The organism is Tepidicella baoligensis (assembly GCF_013432195.1).
GTDB classification, from domain to species: Bacteria; Pseudomonadota; Gammaproteobacteria; order Burkholderiales; family Burkholderiaceae_C; genus Tepidicella; species Tepidicella baoligensis.
Genome location: NZ_JACCDB010000002.1, coordinates 198,210 through 213,787 on the forward strand (window position 1 = coordinate 198,210; position 15,578 = coordinate 213,787).

Annotated in this window: 10 protein-coding genes and 1 riboswitch; of the genes, 4 read left to right on the top strand and 6 right to left on the bottom strand. The window is 65.7% G+C overall.

Features of this window, described 5'->3' with window-relative positions:
* Positions 1-10 precede the first annotated feature (10 nt).
* From HZS63_RS03830 to glnK, 3 genes are all read right to left on the bottom strand, one after another.
* Complete coding sequence (locus HZS63_RS03830) at positions 11-670, bottom strand: HAD family hydrolase (protein WP_180682719.1); 660 nt, start codon at positions 668-670, stop codon at positions 11-13.
* Positions 671-802: 132 nt separating this feature from the next.
* Positions 803-2,161: an ammonium transporter gene (locus tag HZS63_RS03835; protein WP_180682720.1), complete on the bottom strand. Its 1,359-nt coding sequence runs from the start codon at positions 2,159-2,161 to the stop codon at positions 803-805.
* Positions 2,162-2,172: 11 nt separating this feature from the next.
* The gene (gene glnK / locus HZS63_RS03840; protein ID WP_180682721.1) at positions 2,173-2,511 is read right to left on the bottom strand and encodes a P-II family nitrogen regulator; all 339 of its coding nucleotides are present in this window, start codon (positions 2,509-2,511) and stop codon (positions 2,173-2,175) included.
* A gap of 242 nt (positions 2,512-2,753) precedes the next feature.
* On the opposite strand from glnK, the gene HZS63_RS03845 reads away from it, so the two are divergent.
* Together HZS63_RS03845 and HZS63_RS03850 are read left to right on the top strand one after the other, a co-directional pair.
* Entirely contained in the window at positions 2,754-4,304 is a 1,551-nt protein-coding gene (locus HZS63_RS03845) for a YifB family Mg chelatase-like AAA ATPase (RefSeq protein ID WP_180682722.1), read from the top strand.
* A 100-nt stretch (positions 4,305-4,404) separates the two neighbouring features.
* Entirely contained in the window at positions 4,405-6,912 is a 2,508-nt protein-coding gene (locus tag HZS63_RS03850; RefSeq protein ID WP_246316131.1) for a GspE/PulE family protein, read from the top strand.
* Between the two features lie 76 nt (positions 6,913-6,988).
* Here the strand turns inward: HZS63_RS03850 and metH are convergent, their stop codons facing one another.
* The 3 genes from metH to HZS63_RS03865 all read right to left on the bottom strand — a co-directional run bounded on the left by metH (position 6,989) and on the right by HZS63_RS03865 (position 11,314).
* The gene (metH, locus tag HZS63_RS03855; RefSeq protein ID WP_180682882.1) at positions 6,989-9,688 is read right to left on the bottom strand and encodes a methionine synthase; all 2,700 of its coding nucleotides are present in this window, start codon (positions 9,686-9,688) and stop codon (positions 6,989-6,991) included.
* 115 nt (positions 9,689-9,803) lie between these two features.
* A riboswitch (S-adenosyl-L-homocysteine riboswitch) is annotated at positions 9,804-9,897 on the bottom strand.
* 10 nt (positions 9,898-9,907) lie between these two features.
* On the bottom strand, positions 9,908-10,675 hold the full coding sequence (locus HZS63_RS03860; protein WP_180682723.1) for a gamma-glutamyl-gamma-aminobutyrate hydrolase family protein: 768 nt from the start codon (positions 10,673-10,675) through the stop codon (positions 9,908-9,910).
* 21 nt (positions 10,676-10,696) lie between these two features.
* Positions 10,697-11,314 carry a TetR/AcrR family transcriptional regulator gene (locus tag HZS63_RS03865; protein ID WP_180682724.1) on the bottom strand — a complete coding sequence of 206 codons (618 nt, stop codon included), beginning with the start codon at positions 11,312-11,314 and terminating at the stop codon, positions 10,697-10,699.
* Positions 11,315-11,428: 114 nt separating this feature from the next.
* Between HZS63_RS03865 and HZS63_RS03870 the strand changes: the two genes are divergently transcribed.
* Together HZS63_RS03870 and HZS63_RS03875 are read left to right on the top strand one after the other, a co-directional pair.
* Positions 11,429-12,514 carry an efflux RND transporter periplasmic adaptor subunit gene (locus tag HZS63_RS03870; protein ID WP_180682725.1) on the top strand — a complete coding sequence of 362 codons (1,086 nt, stop codon included), beginning with the start codon at positions 11,429-11,431 and terminating at the stop codon, positions 12,512-12,514.
* On the top strand, positions 12,511-15,561 hold the full coding sequence (locus tag HZS63_RS03875; RefSeq protein WP_180682726.1) for an efflux RND transporter permease subunit: 3,051 nt from the start codon (positions 12,511-12,513) through the stop codon (positions 15,559-15,561). The genes HZS63_RS03870 and HZS63_RS03875 overlap by 4 nt, the downstream gene beginning before the upstream one ends.
* The last annotated feature ends 17 nt before the right edge of the window (positions 15,562-15,578 follow it).

The window sequence follows — 15,578 nt, forward strand, 5'->3', positions numbered from 1 at the left end:
CCTGTGAGTCTCAGGCGTGCGCCTGCAGCCAGTCGTGCAGTTCGCGCACCGAATGGGCCACGAAGCGCGGACGGAAATCGGCGAACCCTTCGGGGTCGTGGGCGCCGTAGCTGACCCCTACGCTGGCGCAACCAGCGTTCGCCGCCATTTGCAGGTCATGCGTGGTGTCGCCAATCATGAGCGTGCGCTCCGGGTCCACCCCGAACTCGCGCATGAGTTCCTGCAGCATCAGCGGATGGGGCTTGCCCGCCGTCTCGTCGGCGGTCCGCGAACCGTCGAACAGCCCGTGCAGTTCCACATGCCGCAGGGCTTCGTCGAGCCCACGGCGGCTTTTGCCCGTCGCCACCGCCAGCCAGTGCTGGCGCGACTTGAGTTCATGCAGCATGGGCAGCACGCCCTGGAACAGGGCGATGTCATGCTGGCGGGCCAAGTAGTGGTGGCGGTAGCGTTCGCCCAGCAGCGGGTAACGCTCGGGCGGGACGTCGGGCGCGGCATGCGCGAGCGCTTGCATGAGCCCCATGCCGATCACGTACGACGCCGCTTCGTCCGACGGCGCCTGCCCCCCCACATCGCGTACCGCCGCCTGGATGCAACGCACGATGATCGCGGTGGAATCGAACAGGGTGCCGTCCCAGTCGAAGGCGATGAGGTCGAATTGGCGGGGGCGCATGGACTGAACTCAAAAGACAAAGGGCGCATTGTGCGCCCTTTTGGGTGACAACCGTGGTTGGCCCCAGCCATCCGCTTGGACACGGACTGAAAGGGCGGCCACGGTTGACCGGTGATCCGTTTCCGGATTATTTTACTTGTTGGTGAACTCTGGGTAGGCTTCCTGGCCACATTCGGTCAGGTCCACGCCCTCGTATTCCTGTTCTTCGGTCACACGGATGCCCATGACCGCTTTCAGGATGCCCCAGACGATCAGGCTGGTGACGAACACCCACACGAAGATGGTGGCGGCACCAGCGATCTGACCGAGGAAGGTCGAATCGTGGTTGGTCAGCGGCACCACGAGCAGGCCCAGCAAACCGCAGCTGCCGTGCACGGAGATGGCACCGACCGGGTCGTCGATCTTGAGCTTGTCCAGCGCCAGGATGGACAGCACCACCAGCAGACCACCGGCAAAGCCGAACAGCGTGGCCAGCAGCGGGGTCGGCGTGTCGGGGCCGGCGGTGATGGTCACCAGTCCGGCCAGTGCACCGTTGAGCAGCATGGTCAAGTCGCCCTTGCCGAAGATGATCTTCGACAGCAGCAGGGCACCGATCGCGCCCCCGGCAGCGGCGGTATTGGTGTTCAGGAACACGATCGCCACGTCGTTCGCGCTGGCGGCGCTGGCCGTGGCCAGAACGGAGCCGCCGTTGAAACCGAACCAGCCCATCCACAGGATGAAGGTGCCCAGGGTGGCCAGCGGCAGGTTGGCACCGGGGATGGCGCGCACCTCACCGTTGGGGCCGTATTTGCCCTTGCGCGGACCCAGCAGGAGCACGCCTGCCAAGGCCGCCGCTGCACCGGCCAAGTGGACGATGCCGGAACCGGCGAAGTCCGAAAAGCCCAGGTCTTCCAGGTTGAACAAGCCGAATACAGCATCGCCGCCCCAAGTCCAGGCACCTTCCATCGGGTAGATGAAACCGGTCATGACCACGGCAAAAGCCAGGAAGGCCCACAGTTTCATGCGTTCGGCCACCGCACCGGAGACGATGGACATGGCCGTGGCCACGAACACGACCTGGAAGAAGAAGTCCGCCGCCGGGGCGTAGGTGGACTCGGCCTCGTAGGTGAAACCCTCTTGCACGCCGCTGTCCATGATGCCGGACAGGAAGAGGTCGCCACCGTACATGATGGCGTAACCACACACCATATACATGATGCTGGCGATGGCGAACAGGGCCACGTTCTTGGTCAGGATTTCGGTGGTGTTCTTGGCCCGCACCAGACCGGCTTCCAGCATGGAGAAACCGGCCGCCATCCACATGACCAACGCGCCACAGATCAGGAAGTAGAAGGTATCGAGCGCAAACTGCACCTCGAAGACGGTGTGGAGGGCCTGTGTGGCCACGGCGGTGGCCTCGGCCACGGCCGCGGTGTCAGCCTCCTCGGCGCCCACGGCCTTGGCAGCCAGGACGGTGGCTGCGATTCCCAACGCTTTGAACAGGGGTTTCATGTGCATCTCCTTCACAGGGCTTCCTGGCCGGTTTCGCCGGTGCGGATGCGCACCACCTGCTCCAGCGGGAACACGAAAATCTTGCCGTCGCCGATCTTGCCGGTGCGCGCCGCACCCTCGATCCCTTCGATGACACGCTCGACCAGGTCGTCGGAGACCGCCGCCTCCACCTTGACCTTGGGCAGAAAATCCACCACGTACTCCGCGCCGCGGTACAGCTCGGTGTGGCCCTTCTGACGACCGAAGCCCTTGACCTCGGTGACGGTGATGCCCTGCACGCCGATGAGCGACAGCGCTTCTCGCACTTCGTCCAGCTTGAAGGGTTTGATGATCGCAGTGACCAGCTTCATGTTCAGCCTTTCTCACTTGTGGGATGGATGGCTCGGCGGGTACGGGACCCGACCGCTTGAGGTGTCTCCATCACCCCCACCAGAGGGAGCAATGGCACGCCGGGTCTAAAGCACGATGTGTGCCAGCTGCGGATGGCCACGGGCAGCGATCCGCTACACTTGCTTCCGATTGCAAGCGATTGGCACCGACTTTGTGCATACGCAGGCCTGCCAATCACACCAAAACAGGGAGGAACGACGCCATGAGTTTGTGCGTGGTGCAAAGTCGTGCATTGCTGGGGCTCGGGGCCCACCCGGTCAGCGTCGAGGTGCATCTGGCGAACGGACTGCCCGGCTTCACGCTGGTAGGTCTCGCGGACACCGAGGTCAAAGAGGCCCGCGAACGGGTACGCTCGGCCATCCAAAACGCGGGGCTGGAGTGGCCGCATGCCCGGCGCATCACCGTCAACCTGGCACCGGCAGACCTGCCGAAAGACTCGGGTCGGTTCGATTTGCCGATCGCGGTCGGCATCCTGGCCGCGAGCGGGCAGATGGACTCCAGCCAGCTGCGCGGATTCGAGTTCGCGGGAGAGCTGTCCCTGGGCGGTGAGCTGCGCGCGATACGTGGCGCACTCGCCATGAGCCTGGCCCTGCTCAACGATGCACCATCATCGTGCGGCCTGCCCCCCGCACTGGTGCTGCCACCGGGCAGCGCCGAGGAAGCCGCCCTGGTACCCCAGGCCCGCGTCTTCCGCGCCCGGCACCTGAGCGACGTCGTGCGCCGCTTTCCAGCGCCGAATGCACCGGCAGAGGATGCAGCGCCGCCCGATAAGGGCTGGATCGAAGTTCGTCCCCAGACCCGGCGCGCCACCGAACCGGCCGCCGACCTAGCCGACGTGAAAGGTCAGGCCGCCGCACGGCGTGCGCTCGAGATCGCCGCCGCCGGACAGCACAGCCTGCTGTTCAGCGGCCCGCCCGGCGCCGGCAAGTCCATGTTGGCCCAAAGGCTACCGGGCATCCTGCCCGACCTCGACGACCTGCAAGCCCTGGAAGCGGCCGCCATCGCCTCCCTGGCGGGCCGGTTCGAGCCCACGGCCTGGGGCCGGCGGCCGTTCAGCGCTCCGCATCACACAGCCAGCGCCGTCGCCCTCGTCGGAGGCGGCAACCCACCCCGGCCTGGTGAAATTTCGCTGGCCCACCACGGGGTGCTGTTTCTGGACGAATTGCCCGAGTTTCCCCGTACCGCGCTGGAATCGTTGCGCGAGCCGCTCGAAACCGGGGTGATCCGCATTTCGCGGGCGGCGCGCCAGGTGGAGTTCCCGGCGCGATTCCAGCTCATCGGGGCCATGAACCCCTGCCCTTGCGGCTATCTGGGCGCGACCCACCACGCCTGCCGCTGCACCCCGGAGCAGGTTGCCCGTTATCAGAGCAAGCTCAGTGGCCCGCTGCTGGACCGCATCGACCTGCACGTCGAGGTTCCGAGCCTACCGGCCGAACAGTTGCTGCACCACGCTGCGGGTGAACCCAGCGCCCGGGTGCGGGAACGCGTCATCGCCGCTCGCCAGCGCGCCGTGCAACGGCAGGGTGCGCCCAATCAGGCGTTGCGCGACGATGCCCTGCAACGTCATGCCCAACTGGACGCCGCCGCGGCCCGGCTGCTGCAGCAGGCAGCGACACGCCTGGGTTGGTCCGGCCGGGCCACACACCGGGCGCTGCGGGTGGCCCGCACCATCGCCGACCTCGCCGCCAGCGCAGCGATCCAGACCACGCACATCGCCGAAGCCCTGCAGTACCGCCAGCCGCTGCATCGATAGGTGTCGGTGCGCGCGGGTGCGCGCGGGAGGAGGTGGCGCATAATGACACGCTGGAGATGACACAAACGGCACACCGCTGCCCTCACCGCGACACCGCCCGATGAACCATCCTGCATCGACCCTGACCCCGCCGCCTGCGCCGTCGCGGAATGTCTCCCCTCCTTCGCTGCGTTGGCCCACACCCCCTTACGCCAGCTACGGAGAACACAGCACCAGCTCACCCAGCGGGCTGGAGTGCCTGATCGAAGGCACCAATGGCCAATCGCGCCCCTGCCTGATCAAGGGCCTGGACCTGCCGGGCAAGACGGCCCTGATTCAAGTGCCGCCCTCGCGAACCGTGATGCCGTTGCGCTTCGACATGTTCCGCCGCATCACCGTCACGCAGCCCCTGCCTCCCCTTCAGGAAGGCGCAGCGGGCGCCGACACCGCCTTCTCCGAGTTGCTGGGCTTCCGACCGCGCCTGCCCTACAAGCTGACCTTCAAAGATGGTCAAGTCGAATCGGGCACCACCATCGGCCACATCGAATCCGAAGAGGGCATTTTCCTGTTCCTGCCCGTCAACGAACAGGACCACGTACAGCGGGTGTTCATCCCGCAGATGGTGGTGCAGGCATTGCACGTGGGCGAGGCGATCGGCCACGTGTTGGTGCAGCAGCAGGCGGTCACGACCGAGCAGGTCGAACTGGCTGCCCGTGAACAGGAAAACCTGCGCAATCGCAAGCTTGGCGACTATTTGGTGATCAAGGAAATCGTCAAGCCGGAACAGCTTCTCATGGCGCTGGAGGAGCAGGCGCGCATGCCCATGGTGCGCATCGGCGAAGCGCTGACGGCGCTGGGATTGGTGACGCAAGCACAGCTCGAAGAGGCGCTGGAGCGGCAGAAAACCGAGCGCAGCGTCCCGCTGGGCGAACTTCTGGTGCAAAGCGGCCAGCTCACCCGCGACGACCTGCGGATCGCTCTGGCGCGCAAGATGGGCTACCCCGTGGTCGATCTGGCCAAGTTCCCGGTGGACGCCGAGGCATTGCGCCGGGTGCCGATCGCGCTGGCGCGCCGGCACCGCATCGTGCCGCTGCTGTGGCGCAACGGCATGGTCGTGGTCGCGGCCGAAGACCCCTCCAAGCGCGGCATGCTGGAAGAACTGGAGTTCACGCTGCAGTCCAAGGTGGTGGCGGCACTGGCCAGCGGCACCCTCGGGCCTCAGGCCATCAATCAGGCCTACGCCCGCTTCGGCCTCGACGAAGGGGCGCCCGGTGCGGTGGAGCCGGCGGCGGATGCCCACCCGTCTTCCGGCAAGCTGCTCGAATCGCTGGAGATGGAAGTCCAGGAGGACAGCGATCTGGCCGCCGCCCAGATCGAGCAGTCCGACAACTCGCTGGTCAAGCTCATCAACAGCATCATCATCGAGGCCCATGGGCAAGGGGCGTCGGACATCCACATCGAGACCCATCCGAGCAAACGCAAGGTGCGCATCCGGCTGCGCAAGGACGGGCGGCTCGTGCCCTACATGGAGCTACCGCACACCTACCGCGCCGCCATCGTCGCACGCATCAAGATCATGTGCGATCTCGACATTTCCGAACGCCGCAAGCCGCAAGACGGCAAGATCGACTTCGCCAAGTTCTCCCCTCATCACAAACTGGAACTGCGCGTCGCCACCATTCCCACGCTCAACGGTGCCGAAGATGTGGTGATGCGTCTGCTGTCATCCGCCAAACCACTGTCCATCGACCAGCTCGGCCTGACCCCTCAGAACCTGGCGCGCCTGAGCGAAGCGGTGGAGCGGCCGCACGGCATGGTGCTGTGCGTCGGACCCACCGGCTCGGGCAAGACCACCACCCTGCACTCGCTGCTGCAACACATCAACACGCCGGATCGCAAAATCTGGACGGCTGAGGACCCGGTCGAGATCAGCAACCCCGATCTGCGCCAGGTGCAAGTCAATCCCAAGATCGACTGGACCTTCGCCAAGGCCCTGCGAGCCTTTCTGCGCGCCGACCCGGACGTGATCATGGTCGGCGAAATCCGCGACGAAGAAACGGCCCAGGTGGCCATCGAGGCATCCCTCACCGGGCATCTGGTGCTGTCCACGCTGCACACCAACAGTGCGCCGGAAACCGTGGTGCGCCTGCTGGATATGGGCATGGACCCGTTCAACTTCGCCGACTCGCTGGTGGCGGTGCTGGCCCAACGGCTGGTTCGGCGCCTGTGCAGCGGTTGTATCCAGACCCAGCCCGCCGACGAGGCCTGGGTGGACGAACTGCTGGAGGATTATTTGCACGGCTTTCCCGTCGCCTTGCGCCCTGACAAGGACCGTCTGCGCGAAGAATGGCTCCAGTCCTATGGGCAGGAAGGGCGCTTCGTTCAGCGCCACTCCACCGGCTGCGCTGCCTGTGACCAGTCCGGCCTGAAGGGGCGGGTCGGCGTACACGAGCTGCTGGTCATCGACGCCCCGCTGCGCCGCCTGATCCAGCGCAAGGCGCCTTCCGAGGCGCTGCAAGAGTCCGCCATGACCCACGGCGGATTCCGCAACCTGCGTCAAGACGGCATCCTCAAGGTGCTGCAGGGCCTGACCACCATCGACGAAATTCGGGCCCATTGCGCGCACTGACGCCCCCCGGCCTGGCGCAGGTACGCCGCGATTGCGTCACGCCGCTGGTACCACGCACCGGCTCCTGCCGCGGAGGTCAGAGGTTGGGTGCCAGCAGCCGCTCCAGGTCGGCCTCGCTCATGCCGCGGCGCTGGGCCATGTCGGCCAACTGGTCACGACCGATTTTGCCGACGTTGAAATACGTCGCCTCCGGATGGGCGATGTAGAAACCGCTCACACTGGCCGCCGGCGTCATGGCCAGGCTCTCGGTCAAGCCCATGCCGATCTCCGCGCAGTGCAGCACCTCGAACATGTCGCGCTTGACGGAGTGATCGGGGCAGGCAGGATAGCCCGGCGCGGGCCGAATGCCCTGGTAGCGCTCGGCGATCAGGTCATCGTTGCTCAGGTTTTCGTGCGGGGCGTAGCCCCACAGGTCGGTACGCACCCGCTGGTGCAAGCATTCGGCCAACGCCTCGGCCAGGCGATCGGCCAACGCTTTGAGCAAAATGGCGTTGTAGTCGTCATGCGCGGCTTCGAAGGCCGCGGCACGCTGGTCGGCGCCCAGGCCGGCCGTGACGGCAAACATCCCGACGTAATCGGCCACGCCCGATGCCCGAGGCGCGACGAAATCGGCCAGGCAGCGGCTGGGACGCATCACTCCGTCGATTTCCTGTTTTTCGGTTTGCTGACGCAAACCATACCAGGTCAGGAGCACCTCGGTGCGGGATTCGTCGGTATAGAGGACGATGTCGTCATCGTTGACGGCATGGGCAGGGTACAGGCCGACCACGGCGTTGGCGGTGAGCCAACGGCCTTCCACGATCTTTCTGAGCATGGCCTGCGCATCGGCAAACACCTTGCGCGCCTGCTCGCCCACCACCTCGTCGTCGAGGATGGCAGGGTATGGGCCCGCCAAGTCCCAGGTCTGGAAGAAGGGCCCCCAGTCGATGTAGCGGGCCAGCTCACCCAGGTCGACATGTTTGAACACGCGCCGGCCCAGAAACTTCGGCACCACCGGGGTGTAAGCATCCCAATCGATCGGGGTTTTGTTGGCACGGGCTTTGGCCAAAGGCCACAGTGGGGTCTGCTTCTTGTTGGCGTGCAGGGTACGGATCTGGTCGTAGTCGGCCCGCAACTCCTCTAGGTAAGCGGCGCGAGCTTCACCCAGCAGGTTCTGCGCCACCCCCACGCTGCGCGAGGCATCCGGCACATAGATCACCGGGCCGCTGTAGTGGGGAGCGATTTTCACCGCCGTATGCACACGGCTGGTGGTGGCACCACCAATCAACAGCGGCACCCCGCGTTCGCGGAAGTAAGGGTCCTTCTCCATCTCGGCGGCCACGTACTGCATTTCTTCCAGGCTCGGGGTGATCAGGCCGCTCAGGCCCACGATGTCGGCATTCACCTCCTTGGCCTTGGCCAGGATGTCGTGGCAGGGCACCATCACGCCCATGTTGACCACGTCGAAGTTGTTGCATTGCAGCACCACGGTGACGATGTTCTTGCCGATGTCGTGCACATCGCCCTTGACGGTGGCGATCACGATCTTGCCCTTGGCCTGCACGTCGCCACCAGCGGCTTCGAGTCGGCGCTTCTCCTCCTCGATATAGGGCACCAGGTGGGCCACGGCCTGTTTCATCACGCGGGCGCTTTTGACCACCTGCGGCAAAAACATCTTGCCCTGACCAAACAAATCGCCCACCACGTTCATGCCGTCCATCAGCGGGCCTTCGATGACGTGCAGCGGACGTCCCCCCTCGGCCTTGAGGGCCTGCCACATCTCTTCGGTGTCTTCGGTGATGAATTCGTTGATGCCGTGCACCAGCGAATGGATCAGCCGCTCGCGCACCGGCAGCGACCGCCAGGCGTACTTGGCGGAGTCGTCCTTGGCAGCACCCTTGACGGTCTCGGCGATCTCGAGCAGCCGCTCGGTCGCATCGGGCCGGCGATTGAGCACCACGTCTTCCACGCGCTCGCGCAGTTCGGGGTCCAGGTCGTCATAGACGCCGATCATGCCGGCGTTGACGATGCCCATGTCCATGCCGGCCTGGATGGCGTGGTACAGGAACACGGTATGGATGGCCTCGCGCACCGGCTCGTTGCCGCGGAAAGAAAAGCTGACGTTGGACACGCCGCCCGACACCTTGGCACCGGGCAGGTGCTGCTTGATCCAGCGGGTGGCCTCGATGAAGTCCACCGCATAGTTGTTGTGCTCCTCGATGCCGGTGGCGATGGCGAAGATGTTGGGGTCGAAGATGATGTCTTCGGGCGGGAAGCCCACCTCATCGACCAGGATGCGGTAGGCCCGCTCACAAATCTCGATCTTGCGCTGGAAGGTGTCGGCCTGGCCTTGCTCGTCGAAGGCCATCACCACGGTGGCCGCGCCATAGCGCCGGATCAGCCGGGCCTGGCGCTTGAACTCCTCCACCCCTTCTTTCAGGCTGATGGAGTTGACGATGCCCTTGCCCTGGATGCACTTGAGGCCCGCCTCGATCACCTCCCACTTGGAGCTGTCGATCATGATCGGCACACGCGCGATCTCGGGCTCGGAGGCGATCAGGTTGAGAAAGCGCACCATCGCGGCCTTGCTGTCGAGCATGGCCTCGTCCATGTTGACGTCGATGATCTGCGCGCCGTTTTCCACCTGCTGGCGGGCCACGGCCAGCGCATCCTCGAACCGGCCCTCCAGGATCATGCGCGCAAACGCCTTGGAGCCGGTGACGTTGGTGCGCTCGCCGATGTTGACGAAGAGGCTGTGCTCGTCAATGACCAGCAGCTCCAGGCCAGACAACAGCATGGGGGGGACGGCAGAATGGGCGGGCGAGCCGGCACGGGCCACGGCGCCTTGCGGATGGTCAGGGTTCACGTTGCGGGAGGAGGATACGGGCACGGCACTCACCTGGATGATAGGAATCAGGTGAGCGCGGTTGATGCGGGAAACCAAGCCTGACGCTGCCCACACGGCCCGCTTCGGGCCGCGCGGCAGCGCTGCAGCGCTCCTTGGTGGACCGGTATTTTACCGGGCTGCGTTCAGGAAAGCCTCCAGCAGCGGGCTGCAATCCAGCATGTCGTCGCCGAGGTGGTGAAACTCGGGGTGCCACTGCACCCCGCACACGAAGCTGCGCCCGTTCCAGCGTATGGCCTCGATCACCCCGTCGGGGGCCGTGGCTTCGACCACCACGTCCTTGCCCAGCCGGTTCACCGCCTGATGGTGGATGGAGGCCACCTTGCCACCCGGCACCTTGAACCAGTCCTTCATCTTGCCGTCGGCCGTGAAGGCCACTTCATGCACGTTGCGGTCGTACTCGTGGCTTTCATGGCCCAGGCTGCCGGGACACTGGGTGGGCAAATCCTGATAGAGGCTGCCGCCCAGTGCCACATTGATGAGCTGCATGCCCCGGCAAATGCCCAGAATCGGCTTGCCAGCCTCCATGAATTCGTGCACCAGCTCCAGCTCGTAGGCATCACGCACCGGGTCACCGCTCCATTCGGGCTTGAGCGGCTCCTCGCCATAGGCGCGGGGGCTCACGTCGGCGCCACCCTGCAGCAACAAGCCATCGAGGTAGTCCGCATAGTCACGGATGCGAATATTGCTGCGCATCAACGCGCCGTCGGACAGCACCGAAGGCACCATCAGCACCAGCGTGTCGCGCGAGGCTGCCCACTGCGCCACCGACTGCTCCAGCACCTGCAAGGTCTTGGTTTTCAGGCCGGTGCCTCCGGTTTCGGGGTGGAAGATCCGGGCGGACAGACCGATGTGAACGGGGCGGCGGCGGCCAAGCATAGACACTCCTGCAAACGGGTTTCAGATTTTCGGTCGGACGTCGTGCATCTGCAAAAACAGGTCCACCGCCTCGACCACATGCCGGCGGGTCGCTTCGGCGTCCCGCTGCGGCGGCAAGCCATAGATCGCCCGCACGATATCCAGTCCGATCCACATGCCGAGCAGGTGTTCCGCATCACGTTCAGGATGAGGAAACCGCGCCAGGCCAGCCCGGTCGGCCGCGGCCATCCAGCTCGCGAGGCGGTCCACCGTGAAGCGCGGCCCCAGGCCGAACAGCAGGGCGGCATCCTGCTCGGACAGACCCTGTAGGCCAGCAATCGCGCGCACGAAACGCCGGTAGGCATCGCGGTGGACGAATGCCAGCAACCGCTGGCCGAGCTCGACCAGCGCCCCGCGCACCCCGAGCGCGTCGGCGGGAATGACGTCCAACCCTCCCGACAGGTCACGCACGCAGGCCTGCACGACCGCATCCAACATGGCCTGCCGATTCGCGTAACGGGTATAGACCGTGGCGCGCGACACCCCGGCCCGGCGTGCCACCGCTTCCATGGAGCACCCCTGCGGCCCCTCGGTGAGCAACAACTCGGTGGCTGCCTCGAGGATGGCCTGGTCTTTCGCGAGATCTACCGGGCGCGGCATGAGCCCTCTCCCGTGTACCAGGAGCAGCGGAAGGGAAATACCTCCTGATCCGAATTTCTGTACAACATTGTTCAATAATAGCGCCTGTCTTTTTTTGAGCGCCCCTTACACGCCATGAATCCTCCTGCATTCTGGGCCCGAGCCGCCTTGGCCTTGGTGTTCGTCCCATTGATTTCGGGCCTGACGGCCTGTTCACGCCCGGCTGCCCCCTCGGAGACAGCCTCCCCGGCTCCCTGGGTGCGCATGGCAGCGATCGAAGATGCGACGAACTCCACTCAGGTGTTGTCCGGCACGGTCAAGGCTCGCCTGGAGTCGCCAGTGGCGTTCCAGATCGGCGGCCGGGTGTTGACGCGCCATGTGGAAGCGGGGCAAACGGTGCGGACAGGGCAATTGCTGTTCTCGCTCGACCCCAGGGATGTCGAAGCCAGTGAACAGGCCGCCCGCGCCCAACTGGCCGCTGCGGAAGCGGCCATGGTCACGGCGCAACGGGAGCTGGAACGTCAGCGCCGGCTCGTCGAGCAAGGCTTTGTGAGCGCGCAGACACTGGACCGGCTCGAACTCGCGCTGCGCGACGCCCTGAGCCGACTGGATGCTGCCCGCGCCCAGGCCACCCAGGCCCGCAACGCCCGAGGCTACGCCGACCTCCGCGCCCCTGGCAACGGCGTGATCACCGAAGTCTCCGGGGAAGCCGGGCAGGTGGTATCGGCCGGGCAAGGGCTGGCGGTGCTGGCACTGGCCGGTGAGCGCGAGGTGGAGGTGTACCTGCCTTCGGCCGTCGCCCCTCGCAAGGGCAGCGTCACCAACCTGCAGGGTTCGACCGCATCGGTGGAACTGCGTGAGGTGGCCGGTGCGGCGGACCCGCAAAGCCGCACCTGGCGTGCGCGCTACCGCATCGAAGGCCCGGTGGCGACCGAGGACTGGCCACTGGGGGCCGTGGTACGGTTGAGCCTGGTGCGGGCGAACGCTGAATCGACCGGCGCAGACCAGCGGATTCCGCTCGGGGCGCTGGACGAGCGTGCCGACGGTCCCCGCATATGGCGTGTGGTCAACGGCCAGGCCGAACCGATCCCGGTGGAGGTGCTGGCACTGGACGCCAGCCATGCGCGCATCCGCAGCCCGCTGGCCACGGGTGATCGAGTGATTGCCCTCGGCACCCACCGGCTGACGCCGGGCATGGCCGTGCGGGAGCTGACCCCATGAGTTTTCCCAACCTCTCGGCGCTCGCCGTGCGCGAGCGCGCCATCACGCTGTTTTTCATCCTGCTGTCGGTGATGGCGGGTATTTATGCCTTCTTGTCGCTTGGCCGCGCTGAAGACCCGGCCTTCACGGTGCGTGTGATGGTGGTCTCGGCCATCTGGCCCGGCGCCACCACCGAGCAGATGCAGTCGCAGGTGGTGGACAGGCTGGAAAAGCGCATCCAGGAGGTCGAATACCTCTACAAGATCGAAACCACCATCCACCCTGGCCGGGCCGACATTCAGGTGGAGTTCCACGACCACACCCCCAGCGCCAAGGTACCCGATCTGTTCTACGAGGTGCGCAAGCGCATGTCCGACGAAGCCCCTCGCCTGCCCCGCGGCGTGATCGGCCCCATCGTCAACGACGACTTCGCCGACGTGTACTTTTCTCTCATGGCATTGACAGCCCCGGGGCTGGAGATGCGTGAGCTGACTCGTGAGGCCGAGGCCATCCGCGACCGGCTGCAACGCGTCCCCGGCCTACACAAAGCCGTGCTGCTGGCCGAGCGGCCCGAGCGCGTGTTCATCGACTTCGACATGGCCCGGCTCAACCAGCTCGGGCTCTCGCCCCAGGCGGTGTTCGACGCCATCGACGCCAGCAACCAGCTGGTACCCGCCGGCGCACTCGACCTGGACGGCCCCCGCGCCTATCTGCGCGTGGTCGCGGACCTCTCGGACCCCGAGCAGCTGGCCGCCCTGCCGCTGCGCATCGGCCAGCGGCTGTTGCGGCTCGGCGATATCGCCACCGTGCGTCAAGGCTACGAAGACCCGCCGTCCTATCTGGTGCGCAACCGTGGCGTGGACGCGATGCTGCTTGGCGTGGTGATGGCCAAAGGCGAAAACGGACTGGCCTTCGGCCAACGGCTGGCAGCCTTCGTCGAGGCCGAACAGGCCCGCCTGCCGCTGGGCATGGAGCTCAGCATGCTGACCAACCAGACCGACGCCATCGCCCAGGCCGTGAACCTGTTCCAGATCAAGTTCCTGGTGGCCGTTGCCGTGGTGATGGGCGTGAGCATGCTGGCCATCGGTTTTCGCGCCGGGTTGGTGGTGGGCATCGCGGTGCCGCTCACGCTGGGTTTGACCTTCCTGCTCATGAAGCTCACCCACGTCAACCTCGACCGTATCACGCTCGGCGCGCTCATCATTGCGCTGGGCCTGTTGGTGGACGACGCCATCATCGCCATCGAAATGATGATCGTGAAGATGGAGGAAGGCTGGGACCGTGTGCGCGCTGCCACCTACGCCTGGAACGTGACGGCAGCGCCGATGCTGTTCGGCACCCTGGTCACCGTGGCCGGGTTCGTGCCCATCGGCTTCGCCCAGTCCGGTGTGGGCGAATATGCGGGCAACATTTTCTGGGTACTGGCCTATGCGCTGATCGTCTCGTGGGTCGTGGCCGTCACCTTCACGCCCTACCTGGGCGTGAAAATGTTGCCGAACTACACCAAGCACGAGACCGGCAGCCTGTACCAGACGCCCCTGTACCGCCGGCTGCGGGCACTCATCACCGCCTGCGTGCAGTACCGCAAGAGTGTGGTGGCCGGTACCGTGCTGCTGCTGGTGCTCAGCGTCTTCGCCATGGCCAACGTGGTGCAAAAACAGTTCTTCCCCGGCTCCGACCGGCCCGAAGTGCTGATCAGCGTCAACCTGCCACAAGGCAGCAGCATCCACACGACCGACGCCGTGGTGCGCCGTATCGAAAACATCCTGGCCAACATGCCCGAGGTGCGCACGCTGTCGTCCTACGTGGGGGCGGGTGCGCCACGCTTCTTCATCTCCGCGAACCCGGAACAGCCCGATCCGGCCTTCGCCAAACTCATCGCCATCGGTTACGACCAAGCCACACGCGACCGCATCATTGCCGAATTGCAATCGCGCATCGATAAGGGCGAGTTCCCCGATGCGCGCGTGCGCGTGACGCGCCTGCTCTTCGGCCCCCCCGTTCCTTGGCCGGTGAGCTTTCGCATCATCGGCCCCGACCCGGCGGAGCTGCGCCGCATCGGTAACGAGCTGCGCTTGCTCATGGAAGCCCACCCCCACACCTTCAACACCCACCTGGACTGGGACGAACGAGCCCCTGTATTGCACCTGAACACCGACCTCGACCGGCTGCGCCAGATGGGCCTGACGCCGCGCGACGTGGCGCAGCAACTGCAATTCCAGCTCGACGGCGTGCCGGTCACCGAGGTGCGACAAGACGTGCGCACCGTAGAGGTCCGCGCACGGGCCGAACGCGCGGCGGGCGTGCTGTTGCCCGAGCAGATTGAATTGCGTACCCCGGACGGGCGGCAGATCGCGCTCTCGCAACTGGGCCCGATCGAGGTCCGTTACGAGGACCCGGTGATCAAACGCTACAACCGCGAGCGCTTCCTGGCCGTGCACACCGACGTGGCCGGCGCCCAACCGCCCGACGTGTCCAACGCGCTGTGGCGCCAGATGGCGGACTTTCGCGCGCGCCTGCCCGAAGGCTACCGCATCGACATCGGGGGGTCGGTCGAGGCCTCCGGCAAAGCCGACAGCTCCATCCAGAAGCTGCAACCGCTGATGGTGGCGCTGATGCTGATTTTCGTGATGCTGCAGATGCGCTCGTTCTCGGGCACCTTCATGGTGGTGGCCACCGCGCCGCTGGGGCTGATCGGCGCGGTGTTCGCGCTGCTGTTGTTCAACCAGCCCTTCGGCTTCGTGGCGCTGCTGGGTCTGATCGGCCTGGCCGGCATCCTCATGCGCAACACCATGATCCTGACGCAGCAGGTGCAGGACAACTTCCACGAAGGCATGGAGGCCTGGCCAGCGGTGGTGGAGGCCGCCGTGCAACGCGCCCGACCCGTGATCCTGACTGCGCTCGCCGCCGTGCTGGCCTTCGTGCCCCTGACCTTCGACCTGTTCTGGGGGCCGTTGGCTTATGTGCTGATCGGCGGCGTGGCCGTGGGCACCGTGATCACGCTGCTGTTCGTGCCAGCGCTGTATGCGCTGTGGTTCCGGCTGGACAAGGCACCTGCCGCCACATGATGCAGCACATCACGCGA

Bases quoted from the DNA above. Each gene is read 5' to 3' on its own strand.
- HZS63_RS03865 (WP_180682724.1), bottom strand. From the start codon at position 11,314: ATGCCGCGCCCGGTAGATCTCGCGAAAGACCAGGCCATCCTCGAGGCA.
- HZS63_RS03830 (WP_180682719.1), bottom strand. From the start codon at position 670: ATGCGCCCCCGCCAATTCGACCTCATCGCCTTCGACTGGGACGGCACC.
- HZS63_RS03875 (WP_180682726.1), top strand. From the start codon at position 12,511: ATGAGTTTTCCCAACCTCTCGGCGCTCGCCGTGCGCGAGCGCGCCATC.
- HZS63_RS03850 (WP_246316131.1), top strand. From the start codon at position 4,405: ATGAACCATCCTGCATCGACCCTGACCCCGCCGCCTGCGCCGTCGCGG.
- HZS63_RS03835 (WP_180682720.1), bottom strand. From the start codon at position 2,161: ATGAAACCCCTGTTCAAAGCGTTGGGAATCGCAGCCACCGTCCTGGCT.
- glnK (WP_180682721.1), bottom strand. From the start codon at position 2,511: ATGAAGCTGGTCACTGCGATCATCAAACCCTTCAAGCTGGACGAAGTG.
- metH (WP_180682882.1), bottom strand. From the start codon at position 9,688: ATGCTGTTGTCTGGCCTGGAGCTGCTGGTCATTGACGAGCACAGCCTC.
- HZS63_RS03870 (WP_180682725.1), top strand. From the start codon at position 11,429: ATGAATCCTCCTGCATTCTGGGCCCGAGCCGCCTTGGCCTTGGTGTTC.
- HZS63_RS03845 (WP_180682722.1), top strand. From the start codon at position 2,754: ATGAGTTTGTGCGTGGTGCAAAGTCGTGCATTGCTGGGGCTCGGGGCC.
- HZS63_RS03860 (WP_180682723.1), bottom strand. From the start codon at position 10,675: ATGCTTGGCCGCCGCCGCCCCGTTCACATCGGTCTGTCCGCCCGGATC.